The 15,469-nt window shown below is 71.4% G+C and carries 16 protein-coding genes; 12 read left to right on the plus strand and 4 right to left on the minus strand.

What is annotated here, in order from left to right; all coding sequences use genetic code 11:
* The first annotated feature begins 75 nt into the window (after nt 1–75).
* The 6 genes from IG88_RS0112925 (at nt 76) to IG88_RS0112950 (ending at nt 7,260) form a co-directional block, all read left to right on the plus strand.
* Entirely contained in the window at nt 76–1,083 is a 1,008-nt protein-coding gene (locus IG88_RS0112925) for an ABC transporter permease (RefSeq protein ID WP_031039240.1), read from the plus strand.
* 71 nt (nt 1,084–1,154) lie between these two features.
* Nucleotides 1,155–2,957, plus strand: a complete 1,803-nt coding sequence (locus IG88_RS0112930) for an ABC transporter substrate-binding protein (RefSeq protein WP_031039242.1) — start codon at nt 1,155–1,157, stop codon at nt 2,955–2,957.
* A gap of 108 nt (nt 2,958–3,065) precedes the next feature.
* Complete coding sequence (locus IG88_RS0112935; RefSeq protein ID WP_031039246.1) at nt 3,066–4,064, plus strand: ABC transporter permease; 999 nt, start codon at nt 3,066–3,068, stop codon at nt 4,062–4,064.
* The gene (locus IG88_RS0112940; protein ID WP_031039249.1) at nt 4,061–5,158 is read left to right on the plus strand and encodes an ABC transporter ATP-binding protein; all 1,098 of its coding nucleotides are present in this window, start codon (nt 4,061–4,063) and stop codon (nt 5,156–5,158) included. Before IG88_RS0112935 ends, IG88_RS0112940 begins: the two co-directional genes overlap by 4 nt.
* A gap of 23 nt (nt 5,159–5,181) precedes the next feature.
* Complete coding sequence (locus tag IG88_RS0112945) at nt 5,182–6,522, plus strand: ABC transporter ATP-binding protein (RefSeq protein ID WP_051851887.1); 1,341 nt, start codon at nt 5,182–5,184, stop codon at nt 6,520–6,522.
* Between the two features lie 78 nt (nt 6,523–6,600).
* A complete protein-coding gene (locus tag IG88_RS0112950; protein WP_031039254.1) occupies nt 6,601–7,260 on the plus strand; it encodes a trimeric intracellular cation channel family protein in 660 nt (219 codons plus the stop codon).
* Between the two features lie 13 nt (nt 7,261–7,273).
* Here IG88_RS0112950 and IG88_RS0112955 read toward each other — a convergent pair whose 3' ends face one another.
* Nucleotides 7,274–8,476: an erythromycin esterase family protein gene (locus tag IG88_RS0112955; RefSeq protein ID WP_031039257.1), complete on the minus strand. Its 1,203-nt coding sequence runs from the start codon at nt 8,474–8,476 to the stop codon at nt 7,274–7,276.
* A 49-nt stretch (nt 8,477–8,525) separates the two neighbouring features.
* On the opposite strand from IG88_RS0112955, the gene IG88_RS0112960 reads away from it, so the two are divergent.
* A complete protein-coding gene (locus tag IG88_RS0112960; protein ID WP_107452144.1) occupies nt 8,526–9,278 on the plus strand; it encodes a TioE family transcriptional regulator in 753 nt (250 codons plus the stop codon).
* Between the two features lie 25 nt (nt 9,279–9,303).
* The gene (locus IG88_RS0112965; protein ID WP_031039263.1) at nt 9,304–10,164 is read left to right on the plus strand and encodes a thioesterase family protein; all 861 of its coding nucleotides are present in this window, start codon (nt 9,304–9,306) and stop codon (nt 10,162–10,164) included.
* An 11-nt stretch (nt 10,165–10,175) separates the two neighbouring features.
* Here IG88_RS0112965 and IG88_RS0112970 read toward each other — a convergent pair whose 3' ends face one another.
* Nucleotides 10,176–10,802 carry a TetR family transcriptional regulator gene (locus tag IG88_RS0112970; RefSeq protein ID WP_031039266.1) on the minus strand — a complete coding sequence of 209 codons (627 nt, stop codon included), beginning with the start codon at nt 10,800–10,802 and terminating at the stop codon, nt 10,176–10,178.
* A 137-nt stretch (nt 10,803–10,939) separates the two neighbouring features.
* Here IG88_RS0112970 and IG88_RS42540 point away from each other — a divergent pair, with 137 nt between their 5' ends.
* The 3 genes from IG88_RS42540 to IG88_RS0112985 all read left to right on the plus strand — a co-directional run bounded on the left by IG88_RS42540 (nt 10,940) and on the right by IG88_RS0112985 (nt 12,687).
* Nucleotides 10,940–11,110, plus strand: coding sequence for a hypothetical protein (locus tag IG88_RS42540; protein WP_031039269.1), 171 nt, complete (start codon nt 10,940–10,942; stop codon nt 11,108–11,110).
* Nucleotides 11,111–11,145: 35 nt separating this feature from the next.
* Nucleotides 11,146–11,448, plus strand: coding sequence for a hypothetical protein (locus IG88_RS0112980; protein WP_031039272.1), 303 nt, complete (start codon nt 11,146–11,148; stop codon nt 11,446–11,448).
* A gap of 69 nt (nt 11,449–11,517) precedes the next feature.
* Nucleotides 11,518–12,687: a cysteine desulfurase family protein gene (locus IG88_RS0112985; protein ID WP_031039274.1), complete on the plus strand. Its 1,170-nt coding sequence runs from the start codon at nt 11,518–11,520 to the stop codon at nt 12,685–12,687.
* Nucleotides 12,688–12,706: 19 nt separating this feature from the next.
* Here the strand turns inward: IG88_RS0112985 and IG88_RS0112990 are convergent, their stop codons facing one another.
* Complete coding sequence (locus tag IG88_RS0112990; protein ID WP_031039275.1) at nt 12,707–13,435, minus strand: N-acetylmuramoyl-L-alanine amidase; 729 nt, start codon at nt 13,433–13,435, stop codon at nt 12,707–12,709.
* A 60-nt stretch (nt 13,436–13,495) separates the two neighbouring features.
* On the opposite strand from IG88_RS0112990, the gene mnmA reads away from it, so the two are divergent.
* Nucleotides 13,496–14,626 carry a tRNA 2-thiouridine(34) synthase MnmA gene (gene mnmA, locus IG88_RS0112995; RefSeq protein ID WP_031039280.1) on the plus strand — a complete coding sequence of 377 codons (1,131 nt, stop codon included), beginning with the start codon at nt 13,496–13,498 and terminating at the stop codon, nt 14,624–14,626.
* A 43-nt stretch (nt 14,627–14,669) separates the two neighbouring features.
* On the opposite strand, the gene IG88_RS0113000 is transcribed toward mnmA, so the two are convergent.
* Nucleotides 14,670–15,449, minus strand: a complete 780-nt coding sequence (locus IG88_RS0113000; protein ID WP_031039282.1) for an alpha/beta fold hydrolase — start codon at nt 15,447–15,449, stop codon at nt 14,670–14,672.
* Between the last annotated feature and the right edge of the window lie 20 nt (nt 15,450–15,469).

Genomic DNA, 15,469 nt, shown 5'->3' on the forward strand with positions numbered 1-15,469 from the left:
GTACGACGGACTGATCACGCCGCTACAGCGGCAAGTGCGGGCCGGCTACCGCCGGTTGAGAGGGGTCCCTGCCAGATGACGGCACCATTGCACGAGCCGACCGCGGAAGCGGCCCCGAGTGCGGCAGAGGAAGCGGCGGTCGCCGGCGCCGAGGCCAAGTCGGTACAAGGCCGCTCCCTGGGCCGGATCGCCTGGGAGCGCCTGAAGAAGGACCGGCTGGCCCTCGCGGGCGGCTGCGTGGTGCTGGTCCTCATCCTGGTCGCCGTCTTCGCGCCCCTGATCACCTCGCTGTACGGGCAGGAGCCCAACGCCTACAACGAGGACATGATCGACCCGCTGTTCGGCACCCCCACGGGCTCGCTGGGCGGCGTCAGCGGCGACCACTGGCTCGGCGTGGAGCCGGTCAACGGCCGCGACATCTTCGCCCGCATCGTCCACGGCGCCCGGATCTCGCTGCTCGTCGGCTTCCTGTCCGCGCTCGTCGCCGTGGTCATCGGCACCGTCCTGGGTGTCCTCGCCGGCTTCTTCGGCGGCTGGGTCGACTCCCTCATCAGCCGGATCATGGACGGCCTGCTGGCCTTCCCGCAGCTCCTGTTCATCATCGCCCTGGTCTCGGTGATGCCGGACTCCATGCTGGGGCTGAGCGGCACCGGCGTGCGCCTGCTCATGATGATCGTGGTCATCGGCTTCTTCGGCTGGCCCTACATCGGCCGCGTGGTCCGCGGCCAGACCCTCTCGATGCGTGAACGGGAGTACGTCGAGGCGGCCCGGTCGCTGGGGGCCGGACGGTTCTACATCCTGTTCAAGGAACTGCTGCCCAACCTGGTGGCGCCGATCATCGTCTACACCACGATGATGATCCCCACCAACATCCTCACCGAGGCGGCGCTCAGCTTCCTCGGCGTGGGCGTCAAGCCGCCCACGTCGTCCTGGGGGCAGATGCTCTCGAGCGCGATCGACTACTACAAGTCGGACCCCATGTACATGGTGGTCCCCGGTGTGGCGATCTTCATCACCGTTCTTGCCTTCAACCTCTTCGGTGACGGCGTGCGCGACGCGTTGGACCCGAAGGGCTCCCGCTGACCCTGCCGTACCGCAAAGCGACCCGTGGCACCTGCACGGGGTCTCTCATCTAATCCGGAGGATCCGAGATCGTGACTACCCAACGCACCTCAGGGCGGCGCAAGCAGGCTTTGGCCGCTGCCGCAGTGGTCGCCGCGCTGCTGACCACGGCGGCGTGCGGCGGAGGCGGCGACGACGAAGGCGGCAGCGGTTCGAAGAACGGCGCGGCCGGCTTCAACGCGGCCAACAACAAGGTCGCCCAGGCCTCCGAGGCCAAGAAGGGCGGCACGCTGAAGTTCGCCAGCAGCCAGGACGCCGACTCGTGGGACACCACGCGTGGCTACTACGGCTTCATGTGGGACTTCTCCCGCTACTACAGCCGCCAGCTCGTCACGAACAAGACGGAGCCGGGCAAGACCGGCGCCGAGGTCACCCCCGACCTCGCCACCGACGTCGCCAAGGTCTCGGCCGACGGCAAGACCTACACGTACACCCTGCGTGACGGCATCACCTGGGAGGACGGCAAGCCGATCACCTCCAAGGACGTCAAGTACGGCATCGAGCGCGTCTGGGCGCAGGACGTGCTCTCCGGCGGTCCGACGTACCTCAAGGAGGTGCTGGACCCCAAGGACGAGTACCAGGGCCCGTACAAGGACAAGTCCAAGGACAAGCTGGGTCTGAAGGCGATCGAGACGCCGGACGACAAGACGATCGTCTTCCACCTGCCCGCGGCCAACTCCGACTTCGAGGAGATGCTCGCGCTGACCTCGGCGTCCCCGGTCCGCCAGGACAAGGACACCAAGTCCAAGTACGGCCTGCGCCCGTTCTCCTCGGGCCCCTACAAGTTCGAGTCCTACAACCCGGGCAAGGACCTGACCCTGGTCCGCAACACCGAGTGGAAGCAGAGCTCGGACCCGGTGCGCAAGGCGTACCCGGACAAGATCACGGTCAAGTTCTTCACCAACGCCAACGACCTGGACGCCCGCCTGATCGCCGGCGACTACGACATCGACCTGGCCCAGACCGGTCTGTCGCCCCAGGGCCGCACCACGGCGCTGAAGGAGCACAAGGAGAACCTGGACAACCCGGTCTCGGGTTACATCCGGTACGCCACGTTCCCGCAGAACGTGAAGCCGTTCGACAACATCCACTGCCGCAAGGCCGTGCTCTACGGGGCCGACCACGTCTCCCTGCAGACCGCGCGCGGCGGCCCGGTCGCCGGCGGCGACATCGGCACCAACATGCTGCCGCCCGCCGTCCCGGGTTCCGAGGGCCAGAAGTACGACCCGTACGAGATGGCCGGCGCCAACAAGAACGGCAACGTCGAGAAGGCCAAGGAAGAGCTGAAGGCCTGCGGCAAGCCGAACGGCTTCAAGACCACCATCGCGGTCCGCAACAACAAGCCGGTCGAGGTCGCCACCGCCGAGTCCCTCCAGGCCTCGCTGAAGAAGGTCGGCATCAACGTCGAGATCGACCAGTACGACGGCTCGCAGTACGCCAGCGTCATCGGCAGCCCCTCGAACGTGCAGAAGAAGGGCTACGGCATCATCATCATGGGCTGGGGCCCGGACTTCCCGTCCGTGCAGGGCTACGGTCTGCCGCTGTGGCACAGCGACTACATCCTCGACAGCGCGAACAACAACTTCGCGATGATCGACGACCCGAAGATCGACGGCCTCTTCGCCGACTACCTGACGCAGAAGGACGCCGCGGGCAAGGAGAAGACCGCCCGGGAGATCAACCACAAGGTGATGGAGGGCGCGTACTACCTGCCCTTCGTCTTCGAGAAGTTCATCAACTGGCGCTCCAGCAACATCGCGAACGTGTACACCACCGACGCCTACAGCGGTATGTACGACTTCGTGAACATCGGTCTGAAGAACCCCAAGAAGTAACCGGTACACCCGCCGTACGGCACGAAAGGCAGGTGAAGGCCGGCGCGGCGTGACCGCGGGCCGCCGGACAATCTCCGGCGGCCCGCGGGGCGCAGCGGGCCGCAACCCGTGCTCGCTTACCTCATCAGGCGGCTGTTCGCCGCCGCAGTGATGCTCGTGGTCATCATCCTGGTGGTCTTCGGCATCTTCTTCCTCGTCCCCAAGTGGGCCGGGGTCGACATCGCCCTGAACTTCGTCGGCAAGCAGGCGGACCCCGCCGCGGTCGAGGGAGTGCGCGAGAAGCTGGGTCTGGGCGACCCGGTCCTCGTGCAGGCCTGGGAGTTCTTCAAGGGCATCTTCGCGGGTCGCACCTACGCGGCCGGCGGCGACGTGACCCACTGCGCCGCGCCCTGCTTCGGTTACTCCTTCAAGACCGAGCAGTCGGTCTGGCCGGTCCTGACCGAGCGTTTCCCGGTGACCCTGGCCCTCGCGCTCGGCGCCGCCGTGCTGTGGCTGCTCTTCGGTGTGGCCGCCGGTGTGCTCTCCGCCCTCAAGCGCGGCTCGCTGTGGGACCGCGGTGCCATGGTCGTCGCCCTGGCGGGTGTCTCCCTGCCGATCTACTTCACCGGTCTGCTGAGCCTGGCGATCTTCTCCTACGGCCTCGGCTGGATCAACGGTGAGTTCGTACCGCTCGAAGAGAGCTTCACCGGGTGGTTCGGCGGCATGATCCTGCCGTGGATCACCCTGGCCTTCCTGTACGCCGCGATGTACGCCCGGATCACCCGCGCCACCATGCTGGAGATCCTCGGCGAGGACTACATCCGCACCGCGCGGGCCAAGGGCCTCAAGGAACAGGTCGTCATCAGCAAGCACGCGATGCGGTCCACCCTGACCCCCCTGCTCACCATGCTCGGCATGGACCTCGGCGCCCTGATGGGCGGCGCGATCCTGACCGAGACGACGTTCAGCCTCCCCGGCCTGGGCCAGAAGGTCCTGGACGCCATCAAGAACCACGACCTGCCCTTTATCCTGGGCGTCGTACTGATCACTTCTCTCGCGGTGCTGATCGCCAACCTCGTGGTGGACATCCTGTACGCCGTGATCGACCCCCGAGTGAGGCTCGCATGACCGAACTGAGCAAGAGCGGGGCCGCGGTGGGCGAGCCCGCCGCCGCCTCGCCCGCGCCGACCGCCTTCCTGGAAGTGCGCGACCTCAAGGTCCACTTCCCGACCGACGACGGCCTGGTCAAGTCCGTCGACGGGCTCTCCTTCCAGCTCGAGAAGGGCAAGACCCTCGGCATCGTGGGCGAGTCCGGCTCCGGCAAGTCGGTGACCTCGCTCGGCATCATGGGCCTGCACACCGCCGGCCAGTACGGCAAGCGCAAGGCGCAGATATCCGGCGAGATCTGGCTGGACGGCACCGAGCTGCTGTCCGCCGACCCCGACTACGTGCGCAAGCTGCGCGGCCGCGAGATGGCGATGATCTTCCAGGATCCGCTGTCCGCGCTGCACCCGTACTACACGATCGGCCAGCAGATCGTGGAGGCCTACCGCATCCACCACAAGGTGGACAAGAAGACCGCCAAGCGCCGTGCCGTGGAGATGCTCGACCGCGTCGGCATCCCGCAGCCCGACAAGCGCGTCGACAGCTACCCGCACGAGTTCTCCGGCGGCATGCGCCAGCGCGCGATGATCGCGATGTCGCTGGTCAACAACCCCGAGCTGCTCATCGCGGACGAGCCGACCACCGCCCTGGACGTCACCGTCCAGGCGCAGATCCTCGACCTCATCCGGGACCTGCAGAAGGAGTTCGGCTCCGCGGTCATCGTCATCACCCACGACCTGGGCGTCGTCGCCGAGCTGGCCGACGACCTCCTGGTGATGTACGGCGGCCGGTGCGTCGAGCGCGGTCCGGCGGAGAAGGTGTTCTACGAGCCCCGGCACCCCTACACCTGGGGTCTGCTCGGCTCGATGCCGCGGCTCGACCGCGACCAGCAGGAACGCCTCATCCCGGTCAAGGGCTCGCCGCCCTCCCTCATCAACCTGCCGTCCGGCTGCGCCTTCAACCCGCGCTGCCCGTACGCCGACGTGCCCAAGGACGACGTCACCCGCACGGTCCGCCCCGAGCTGACCGAGGTCGGCAGCAAGCACTGGGCCGCCTGCCACATGTCGCAGGAGCAGCGGGAGCGTATCTGGACCGAAGAGATTGCGCCGAAGCTGTGAGCGACCAGGCAGAGGACAAAGCGGTGACCATTCCCGCACAGACCAGCGGTGCCACCCTGACCAAGGACGCCGCCCCCGGCGAGACCCTGCTCAAGGTGACCGGGCTGCAGAAGCACTTCCCGATCAAGAAGGGCCTGCTGCAGCGCCAGGTCGGCGCGGTGCGCGCCGTCGACGGCATCGACTTCGAGGTCAGGGCCGGCGAGACGCTGGGCGTCGTGGGCGAGTCCGGCTGCGGCAAGTCGACCATGGGCCGGCTGATCACCCGGCTCCTGGAACCGACCGCGGGCAAGGTCGAGTTCCAGGGCAAGGACATCACCCACCTCGGGGTCGGCGGCATGCGTCCGCTGCGCCGCGACGTGCAGATGATCTTCCAGGACCCGTACTCCTCGCTGAACCCGCGCCACACCATCGGCACGATCGTCAGCGCCCCCTTCAAGCTCCAGGGCGTCCAGCCCGAGGGCGGGGTCAAGCAGGAGGTCCAGCGGCTGCTGTCGGTGGTCGGCCTCAACCCCGAGCACTACAACCGCTACCCGCACGAGTTCTCCGGCGGCCAGCGCCAGCGCATCGGCATCGCCCGCGCGCTCGCGCTCAACCCGAAGCTGGTCGTCGCCGACGAGCCGGTCTCCGCGCTGGACGTGTCGATCCAGGCCCAGGTCGTCAACCTGCTCGACGACCTCCAGCAGGAGCTGGGCCTGACGTACGTGATCATCGCGCACGACCTGTCCGTCGTCCGGCACGTCTCGGACCGGATCGCGGTGATGTACCTCGGCAAGATCATGGAGCTGGCCGACCGCGACCTGCTCTACAAGTCGCCGATGCACCCGTACACCAAGGCGCTGATGTCGGCCGTCCCGATCCCGGACCCGGCCCGCAAGTCGGCCAAGAGCGAGCGCATCCTGCTCAAGGGCGACGTGCCCTCGCCGATCGCCCCGCCGAGCGGCTGCCGCTTCCACACCCGGTGCTGGAAGGCGACGCAGATCTGCACCACCACCGAGCCGCCGCTCAAGGAGCTGCGGCCGGGCCAGCAGGTGGCCTGCCACCACCCGGAGAACTTCGAGGACCAGGCCCCGCAGGACGTCGTCCTGCTCTCCGCGGCGAAGGAGGCGGCGGAGCTGGTGTCGGAGGAGGCCCTGGCGGAGTCGGCCGCGACCTCGGCCGCGGTCGCCGCGGAGGTCGGGGCGAACGCCAGCGATTCCGCCGAATCCGCCGAGTCCGCCGCATCCGCGAAGGACCCGGCGCCCGACGGCGACGAGCCTGCGGCCGAGGGGACCGACGGCACCGACGAGAGTGGTGACGACACCGGCGAGAGCGCCGGGGCCGCGGACGGGAGCACCGACGAGAAGCCTCCCGCCAAGGAGAAGTGACCGCACTCACCCACCCTGCCACTGGGCCCCCGCCTTCGTTTGTAAGGCGGGGGCTCACTGGCAGGTAAGAATGGGAGGGTGTACGAGCAACTCTTCAGCCCCACCGTCCAGCACACGCTCGACCTGGTCGGTATCTTCGTCTTCGCCATCTCGGGCGCGCTGCTGGCCGTACGCAAGAACTTCGACGTCTTCGGCATCGCCGTCCTCGCCGAGGTCACCGCGCTGGGCGGCGGGCTCTTCCGGGACCTGGTGATCGGCGCGGTGCCGCCCGCCGCCTTCACCGACCTCGGGTACTTCCTCACCCCGCTGCTCGCGACGCTGCTGGTCTTCTTCCTCCACCCCCACGTGGAGCGCCTCCAGACCGGCGTGAACATCTTCGACGCGGCGGGCCTCGGCCTGTTCTGCGTCGCCGGCACCACCAAGGCGTACGACTACGGTCTCGGCCTGACCGCCTCGGCCTGCCTTGGCCTGGCCACCGCCGTCGGCGGCGGCGTCCTGCGCGACGTGCTGGCCAACGAGGTGCCCTCACTCCTGCGCTGGGACCGCGACCTGTACGCCGTCCCCGCGATCGTCGGCTCCGCCATGGTCGCCCTGTGCATCCGCTACGAGGCCCTCACCCCGCTCACCAGCGCGCTCGCGGTCGTCACGGCCTTCGTCCTGCGCCTGCTCGCCCTGCGCTACCACTGGCGGGCGCCGCGCGCCTGGAACCGCCGGTCGACGGTGGTGGAGGGGGAGTGAGCCCCGGCCCCGGTCAGGGGTGCGGCATGTCCCTGACGAAGACGAGGCCGTCGATCGTGTCCAGGTGGCCCGGGTCGAGCGGGGCGTAGCCGAACCAGGGGGAGACGCGGGGCGCGGGCCGCGGATCGCCGAGGGCGGCGGCCAGCAGCGCGGGGTCGACGACGCAGGGGTCGTCCGGCAGGTCGTACAGCAGCCCCTCGGCGGTGCCGGGCGGCGGGGTGTCCACCCCCTGGTGCCGGATCGTGCCGAGTGCCGTCGCCACGAAGGCGTACGCGCCGCCGAGCCGCGCGCTCACGAGCGCGCCGGCGCTCCACCACTCCAGCCGTCCCTGCCACATCCGCATCGAGCTCTTCGCCCGCTGGAGGTGGGCGTTGTGGGCGTGGACGAGGACCGGTCCCCGCTCCGCGAGCGCGAGGAGGTTGGCGGCCATCATCCGGTCCCGCAGGCCCAGCATCCGGCTCATGCGGGCGGGCGAGGGCTCAGCCATCCAGTAGTGGTAGGCCAGCAGGCCGGTGGCGGTGCGTCCGTACAGGCGGGCCCGGTCCCAGTCGTCCCGTGAGGCGGACGCGAGCAGGTGCGGCGTCTGCTCCTCCAGGAGTGACACCAGGTCGGCGGCGAGCGTCCGCAGCTCCCCGGCCCCGGCCGACCGCCCCACGGACCGGGACGGGTCCGTCATCGCCCCGGGCTCGGTCCACCGGTCGTCGGCGCCGAGCAGACGGTCCAGCTCCGCCGCGGTGCAGGGAAGCAGGGCGGGGTCCACCCGTGCCGCCAGGTACCCGTGCAGCGCGGTGAGTGCCCGCCGGGGACTCGCGGCCCCGGTGATCTCCAGGGGGCCGTCGAAACCGGCGAAGCGGATCCGCTCGTGCGGGGGCCGGTCCTCGTTGTACGCGCGCATCCGGCGCACCAGTTCCCGGTTGGGGGCGCTCGGGCCCCAGGGGTGGCTGAACCCGTGCTCCACCGCCTCGTCGAGGGTGCCGGTGCCCCGCGTGACGTAGTCCTCCACCGCCAGCCCCTTCAGGCAGTCGCTCTCGATCGCGATCGTGCGGTAGCCGTACTCCTCGACGAGCTGCCGGAAGACGTCGTTGCGCACGTCGAGGAGGGCGTCCTCGCCGTGGGTGGGCTCGCCCAGGGCGAGGAGCCGGGGCCGGTCCGGCAGCAGCCGCATCACCGCGGCGGCGTCCAGCGGGTGGGCGATGTCCTGGATGCGTTCAGCCATGGCTTCAACGCTATCGTTGAACCCTCGGTTGAAACTTCGCTGCAAGGGCATGGGATTCATGGCCGTAAAGCCTCAAAGCGAGAGAAGGCTCCGGCCGGTCGACCTGGCGCGGGCGCACGGTCTGTCGGCGCAGGCCGTCAGGAACTACGAGGCGGCCGGCATCCTCCCGCCCGCCGAGCGGACGGCCAGTGGCTACCGCGTCTACACCGCGCTGCACGCCCTGGCCCTGGACGCCTTCCTGGCCCTGGCGGCGGCCCACGGGCACGGGACGGCGGCCGCGGTGCTGCGCGGTGTGAACGAGGGAGCCGTGGACGAGGCGCTCCGGCTCGTCGACGAGAGCCACGCGCAGTTGCTCGACGACCGGCGGACGCTGGACGCGGTGGAGGGCGCGCTGCGGGAGCTGGTGCCCGGGGACAGGGGGGAGGTGCCGGGGCCGGCAGGCGGGTTCATCGGAGCACTCGCCCGGGAACTGGGCGTCCGTCCCGCGACCCTGCGCAAGTGGGAGCGCGCGGGCCTGGTTCGCCCCCGGCGCGACCCCGCGACCGGGTACCGCCGCTACGGCGAGGCCGACGCCCGGGACGCCCGCCTCGCGCACCAGCTCAGGCGGGGCGGCTACTCGCTGGAGCGGATCGCGTCCGTCCTCGCCCGGGTGCGGTCGGCCGGGGGAGTGGAGCCGCTGGAGGCCGCCCTCGGCGAGTGGCGCGAGAGGGTGGCCGCCCGGGGCCGGGCGATGGTGGCCGGGGCGGCGGAACTGGAGGCCTATCTGCGCGCACGGGAACGGAAAGAGAAAGCTACCGCTTAGTAGTTTGCTGTTGTACCGTGCTGCCATGCCAGAAGCAGCCTCCGCAGCGGCCACACGGGCCACCATCGGTGACAGTGAGTTCGACCGGGACACCGCCGTCCGCCGACGCGCGCCGGGTGTCTACGACATCGACCTGTCGGCCGGCTGGACGATCATCAACGCCGTCAACGGCGGTTACCTGCTGGCCGTCCTGGGCCGGGCCCTCGGTGACGCGCTCCCGCACCCCGACCCCTTCACCGTCTCGGCGCACTACCTCACCGCCTCCCGGCCGGGTCCTGCCCTCGTGCGCACCGAGACCGTCCGCGCCGGGCGCACCCTCTCCACCGGCCAGGCCTCCCTCTTCCAGTTCGACGACGAGGGCAACGAGGTGGAGCGCATCCGCGTGCTCGCCTCCTACGGCGACCTCGACGCGCTGCCGGACGACGTCCGGACCTCGGCCGCGCCGCCCGCCATCCCGCCGGTGGACCAGTGCTTCGGCCCGGAGGACGGCCCCGCCCCGGTCGAGGGCAGCTCGGCCATCGCCGACCGGCTGATGCTCAAGCTCGACCCGGCCACCCTGGGCTGGGCGCTCGGGCAGCCCTCGGGCCGGGGCGAGATGCGGGCCTGGTTCGGCCTCGCCGACGGCCGTGACGCCGACCCGCTCTCGCTGCTCCTCGCGGTGGACGCACTGCCGCCCACCGCCTTCGAGCTGGGCCTTACGGGCTGGGTGCCGACGGTCGAGCTGACCGTGCACGTGCGGTGCCGTCCGGCGCCGGGCCCGCTGCGGATCTCCGTGACCACCCGCAACCTCGCCGGCGGCTTCCTGGAGGAGGACGCCGAGGTCTGGGACAGCGCCGACCGCCTGGTCGCCCAGTCCCGCCAACTGGCCCGGGTACGGCTCGGCTGACCCGGGCCGGCTCAGTCCAGCCAGTGCGCGCGGCCGACGCCGATCAGCCGCAGTTGCCGCCGGGCCGTCTCGACGGCCCGGCGGCGCTCCTCTTCCGGGGCGTCCAGCGTCTCCAGGAAGAGCGACGCCGTGATCAGCATCTGGTCGACGTACAGGCCGGCCAGCATGCGCAGATCGGCCTCGCTCCAGCCCGCCGCCGACGCGTCCTTCGCCAGCTCGGCCTTCACCTCCTCGGCGAACCGCGCCAGTTGCTCCCGTATGGCCAGGCGCACCGGCTGCACGCCGCCGTGCCGCTCCCGTGCGATGAACCGGACGTGCGCGGGGTGCGCGGCCACGTGTCCGGCGATCAACTCCACCGCGCGGCTGATGCGTTCCTCGTCGTCCTCGGCCGGTGACAGGGTCGTCCGGATCATCGGGTGCAGGCTGCCCAGCGCCTCCTCGACCAGCGCCACGCCGAGATCGGCCGTGGAGCGGAAGTGCCGGTAGAAGGCGGTCGGGGCGACACCCACGGCGCGCGTGACCTCACGCAGTCCCAGGCTGCTCAGGCTCTGCTCCTCCAGCAGGCCGAGCGCCGCGTCCAGGAGCGCCTGCCGGGTCTTCCGCTTCTGCGCCTGCCGAACGCCCGAGGTGTGACTCATGCCATGCAGTTAACAACTGTTCTCCGGAATTGGAAAGCCGTACGGCGCGCTAGACTTGCAAGTCAGTGAACAACTGTAACCACAACCGTTCACCGAAGTGCCCACCAAGATCGGCACCAAGATTGGGGGATCCGCTCATGCTGTTTCTCGTCGTCGCACTTCTGCTCCTCGGTGTGGTCCTCGGCGCCGTCGCCCACGCGCCGCTCACCTTCTCCGTCGCGGCCGGCCTGGTCATCGCCGTCTGGCTCGGGATCTTCGCCGTCCGCGAACGGCACGGCCGCCGGCGGAGCGGCACCTCCGCCCACTGACGCACGTCCACCGACGCAACGGCAGGGAGAACGCCATGCAGCTCACCGCACCGGCCCACCGCACCGCCGACACCGACCGCGGCACCCGCACCGGCCGCCGTACCGGCATCCACGACACCGACGGCATGGCCGTCGCCTCCTTCGTCCTCGGCCTGCTCGGCCTGCTCGTCCTCAACGTCTTCCTGGGCCCGGTCGCCATCGCCCTCGCGGGCATCGCCCTGTGGCGCGGCACCGCACGCCGCGGCCGGGCCCTCCTCGGCCTCGGCCTGGGCGTCGCCGACCTGCTGGTCCTGGTGGCGTTCATGTCCGCGGACAGCACCCTGTCCTGGAGCCTGTGACCGAAAGGCGCCGACGGGGCCAACCGCGGTCCGGGGCCCGGCGGAGCCGCCCGTAGAATCGGCCGCACCATGGCTTACCTCGACCACGCCGCGACGACCCCGATGCTTCCCGAGGCAGTCGAGGCACTCGCCGCGCACCTGAGCGTCACCGGCAACGCCTCCTCCCTCCACGCGTCCGGCCGCCGGGCGCGGCGCACCGTCGAGGAGGCCCGCGAGTCCCTCGCCGAGGCGCTCGGCGCCCGGCCCAGCGAAGTGGTCCTCACTTCCGGCGGCACCGAGGCCGACAACCTCGCCGTCAAGGGCCTGTACTGGGCCCGCCGCGACGCCGACCCGGCCCGCACCCGGGTCCTGGCCAGCCCCGTCGAGCACCACGCCGTCCTCGACGCCGTCCACTGGCTCGGCGAGCACGAGGGCGCCACCGTCGAGTACCTGCCGGTCGACGAGTACGGCCGCGTCCACCCCGAGGCGCTGCGCGAGGCCATCGCCCGCGACCCCGGCGACGTCGCCCTCGCCACCGTCATGTGGGCCAACAACGAGATCGGCACCGTCATGCCGGTACGGCAACTCGCCGACATGGCCGCCGAGTTCGACGTCCCGCTGCACGCCGACGCGGTCCAGGCATTCGGGCAGCTCCCCGTCGACTTCGCCGCCTCGGGGCTCGCCGCGGCGACCGTCTCCGGCCACAAGGTCGGCGGCCCCTACGGCATCGGCGCGCTGCTCCTGGGCCGCGAGTACACCCCGGTACCCGTCCTGCACGGCGGCGGACAGGAACGCCATGTGCGCTCCGGGACCCTCGACGTCCCCGCCGTGGCCTCCTTCGCGGTGGCCGGGCGGCTCGCCGCCGAGCGGCGCGAGTGGTTCGCCCGCGAGATCGGCGCCCTGCGCGACGACCTCGTCGCCGCCGTCCGCACGGCGGTCCCGGACGCGATCCTCGGCGGCGACCCGGCACCCCAGGGGCGCCTGCCCGCCAATGCCCACTTCACCTTCCCGGGCTGCGAGGGCGACTCCCTGCTCCTCCTGCTCGACGCCCAGGGCATCGAGTGCTCCACCGGCTCCGCCTGCACCGCGGGCGTCGCCCAGCCCAGCCACGTCCTGCTGGCCACCGGGACCGATCCCGACCTGGCCCGCGGCACCCTGCGCTTCTCGCTGGGCCACACCTCGACCCGGGCCGACGTGGAGGCACTCGGCAAGGCGATCGGCCCCGCGGTGGAGCGGGCCAGGGCGGCGGGGCTGTCGTAGCGGCAGCCGCGGGCAGGGTTCAGGCCTTGGTGGGCGGCTGGGACGGGGCGCTCGTGGCCGCCCGCCGCACCAGCTTCAGATACCGGTCCCAGTCCCAGTGCGGCCCCGGATCGGTGTGGTCGGTGCCCGGCACCTCCACGTGGCCGAGGATGTGCTTGCGGTCCACGGGTATGCCGTACCGCGCGCAGATCCCCGCCGTCAGCCGCGCGGAGGCGGCGTACATCGCGTCCGTGAAGTCCCGCGGGCGGTCCACGAAGCCCTCGTGCTCGATGCCGACACTGCGTTCGTTGTAGTCGCGGTTGCCCGCGTGGTACGCCACGTCCAGCTCGCGGATCATCTGGGTGATCCGCCCGTCCTGCCCCACGACGTAGTGCGCGGCAGCCTTGTGCCCCGGGTCCTGGAAGGCCCGCACGGCGCTGTCGAAGCTGCCCTGGGTGACGTGGACGATCACCGTGTCGATGCCGAAGTCGTCCGGCCGGTCCGCCCGCCGCCAGTTGGCGTCCGACGCCGCCACCCAGCGGGCGCCCGCGTAGTCGACCGCGCCCTGCTCGCGGGGCCGCTCGACGCCCGGCAGCCGCCACCACAGGCGCGACAGCTCGTCGCGGGCCAGCACGCCCGTGCCCACGGCCGCCGCCGCACCGCCGACGATCAGCGCCCGCCGGCCGATGCGCCGGTCGCCGTCCGCGGAGCCGCCGCTCCCGGAACCGCCCGGTGCCGACCCGCCCGTGGAACCCTCTTCAGCCCCCATACGATCTTCAACGCATACTCGCGCGCCCCGGTTCCCGCCTCCCCGTACTCTGGAGGGGCTATGACTGACACTCCGCAGCGCACCCGTCCCCTCCGCGTCCTCGCCGCCATGTCGGGCGGAGTCGACTCCGCCGTCGCCGCCGCCCGCGCGGCCGAGGCGGGGCACGACGTGACCGGCGTCCACCTGGCGCTCTCCGCGAACCCGCAGTCCTTCCGTACGGGCGCCCGGGGCTGTTGCACCATCGAGGACTCCCGGGACGCCCGCCGCGCCGCCGACGTCATCGGCATCCCCTTCTACGTGTGGGACCTCGCCGACCGCTTCCGCGAGGACGTGGTCGAGGACTTCGTCGCCGAGTACGAGGCCGGCCGCACTCCGAACCCCTGCCTGCGCTGCAACGAGAAGATCAAGTTCGCGGCGCTGCTCGACAAGGCGCTCGCCCTCGGCTTCGACGCCGTCTGCACCGGCCACTACGCCCAGGTGGTCCTGCGCGAGGACGGCACCCGCGAGCTGCACCGCGCCTCCGACATGGCCAAGGACCAGAGCTACGTCCTCGGCGTGCTCGACGACCGCCAGCTCGCCCACGCCATGTTCCCGCTCGGCGACACGGTCACCACCAAGGACGAGATCCGCGCGGAGGCCGAGCGCCGCGGCCTCGCGGTGGCCAGGAAGCCCGACTCGCACGACATCTGCTTCATCGCCGACGGCGACACCCAGGGCTTCCTCGCCGACCGCCTCGGCAAGGCCGAGGGCGACATCGTCGACGAGGCCGGAAACCGCCTCGGCACCCACGAGGGCGCCTACGGCTACACCATCGGCCAGCGCAAGGGCCTCAGGATCGGCACCCCGGCCCCCGACGGCAAGCCCCGCTACGTCCTGGACATCTCCCCGGTGGACAACACCGTGACGGTCGGCCCGGCCGAGGCCCTCGACGTCGACGCCCTCCGCGCGATCAGGCCCCGCTGGTGCGGCGCCGCCCCCACCGGCCCCGGCACCTACACCGCCCAGCTCCGCGCCCACGGCGGCGAGAGCGAGGTCCGTGCCGAACTGGTCGACGGCACCCTGGAGGTGACGTTCACCGAGCCGGTGCGCGGCGTCGCCCCCGGCCAGGCGATCGTGCTGTACGACGGGACGCGTGTGGTGGGCTCGGCGACCATCGCCTCCACGACGCGTGCGACGGCCGGCGCGGCCTGATCCGTCCCCCGGACACGCCTGTACGGTCGGCGTCGTCCACGGATCACGCGGCGAGGAACTCCGCGAGCACCGGCGCCAGTACGCCCGGCTCCACCCGGTGGGTCTGCCCGGCCACGGTGCCGTACGTCCCCTCGGGGGCCGCCTCGGCGACCGCGCGGGCGGCCTCGTGCCACCACGCGTCGCTCGCACCGCCCGCGAGGACCAGCAGGGGAGCGCCGATCGTGGCGATCGCGGACGTGGGGACCCGGCCCCCGCCCAGTACGGCGTCGTCGTACGCCAGGCTCGGCGCCAGCGACTCCATCCCGGCCCACATCGGCGACTGCCGGGCGCCCCGGATCATCTCCTCGCCCAGCCCGGTGTGGCGCAGGAACAGCTCCACGGCGTCCCCGCGCCCACCCCGCCCGAGGGCCTCGGCCAGTCGCCCGGTGTACTCGGCGGCGGCCCGCACGGCCGCGTCGTCCATGGCGTACGGCACCTCGTACACGGCCGCCCGGCGCACCGGCAGCCCGCTCGCCGCCGCCCGCAGCACCAGCGCGCCGCCCGACGACATGCCGTACAGCGAGGCCTCGCCGCCCACCTCCTCGATCAGCGCCGCCAGGTCCTCGATCTCGCGTTCCACCGCGTAGGGCGCCGTGTCGCCGCTCTCGCCGCGCCCCCGGCGGTCGTACACGACCACGTCGAAACGGTCCGACAGCTCGGCGGCCAGCGGTGCCGTCGTCGCCCCCGTCGACATGGCTCCGCTGACGAGCACCACCACCGGTCCGCGCCCGGAACGGTCGTAGGCGATGCGGGTGCCGTCACGGGAAACAGTCGTCTTGTCCATGCCCGTGCAGACTGCCGCAC

It is taken from the genome of Streptomyces sp. NRRL F-5650 (assembly GCF_000721365.1).
GTDB classification, from domain to species: Bacteria; Actinomycetota; Actinomycetes; order Streptomycetales; family Streptomycetaceae; genus Streptomyces; species Streptomyces ardesiacus.

Coding starts and splice junctions, on each gene's coding strand:
- mnmA (WP_031039280.1), top strand. CDS start 13,496: ATGACTGACACTCCGCAGCGCACCCGTCCCCTCCGCGTCCTCGCCGCC.
- IG88_RS0112955 (WP_031039257.1), bottom strand. CDS start 8,476: ATGGCTGAACGCATCCAGGACATCGCCCACCCGCTGGACGCCGCCGCG.
- IG88_RS0112925 (WP_031039240.1), top strand. CDS start 76: ATGACGGCACCATTGCACGAGCCGACCGCGGAAGCGGCCCCGAGTGCG.
- IG88_RS0112970 (WP_031039266.1), bottom strand. CDS start 10,802: ATGAGTCACACCTCGGGCGTTCGGCAGGCGCAGAAGCGGAAGACCCGG.
- IG88_RS0112960 (WP_107452144.1), top strand. CDS start 8,526: ATGGGATTCATGGCCGTAAAGCCTCAAAGCGAGAGAAGGCTCCGGCCG.
- IG88_RS42540 (WP_031039269.1), top strand. CDS start 10,940: ATGCTGTTTCTCGTCGTCGCACTTCTGCTCCTCGGTGTGGTCCTCGGC.
- IG88_RS0112990 (WP_031039275.1), bottom strand. CDS start 13,435: ATGGGGGCTGAAGAGGGTTCCACGGGCGGGTCGGCACCGGGCGGTTCC.
- IG88_RS0112965 (WP_031039263.1), top strand. CDS start 9,304: ATGCCAGAAGCAGCCTCCGCAGCGGCCACACGGGCCACCATCGGTGAC.
- IG88_RS0113000 (WP_031039282.1), bottom strand. CDS start 15,449: ATGGACAAGACGACTGTTTCCCGTGACGGCACCCGCATCGCCTACGAC.
- IG88_RS0112940 (WP_031039249.1), top strand. CDS start 4,061: ATGACCGAACTGAGCAAGAGCGGGGCCGCGGTGGGCGAGCCCGCCGCC.
- IG88_RS0112980 (WP_031039272.1), top strand. CDS start 11,146: ATGCAGCTCACCGCACCGGCCCACCGCACCGCCGACACCGACCGCGGC.
- IG88_RS0112985 (WP_031039274.1), top strand. CDS start 11,518: ATGGCTTACCTCGACCACGCCGCGACGACCCCGATGCTTCCCGAGGCA.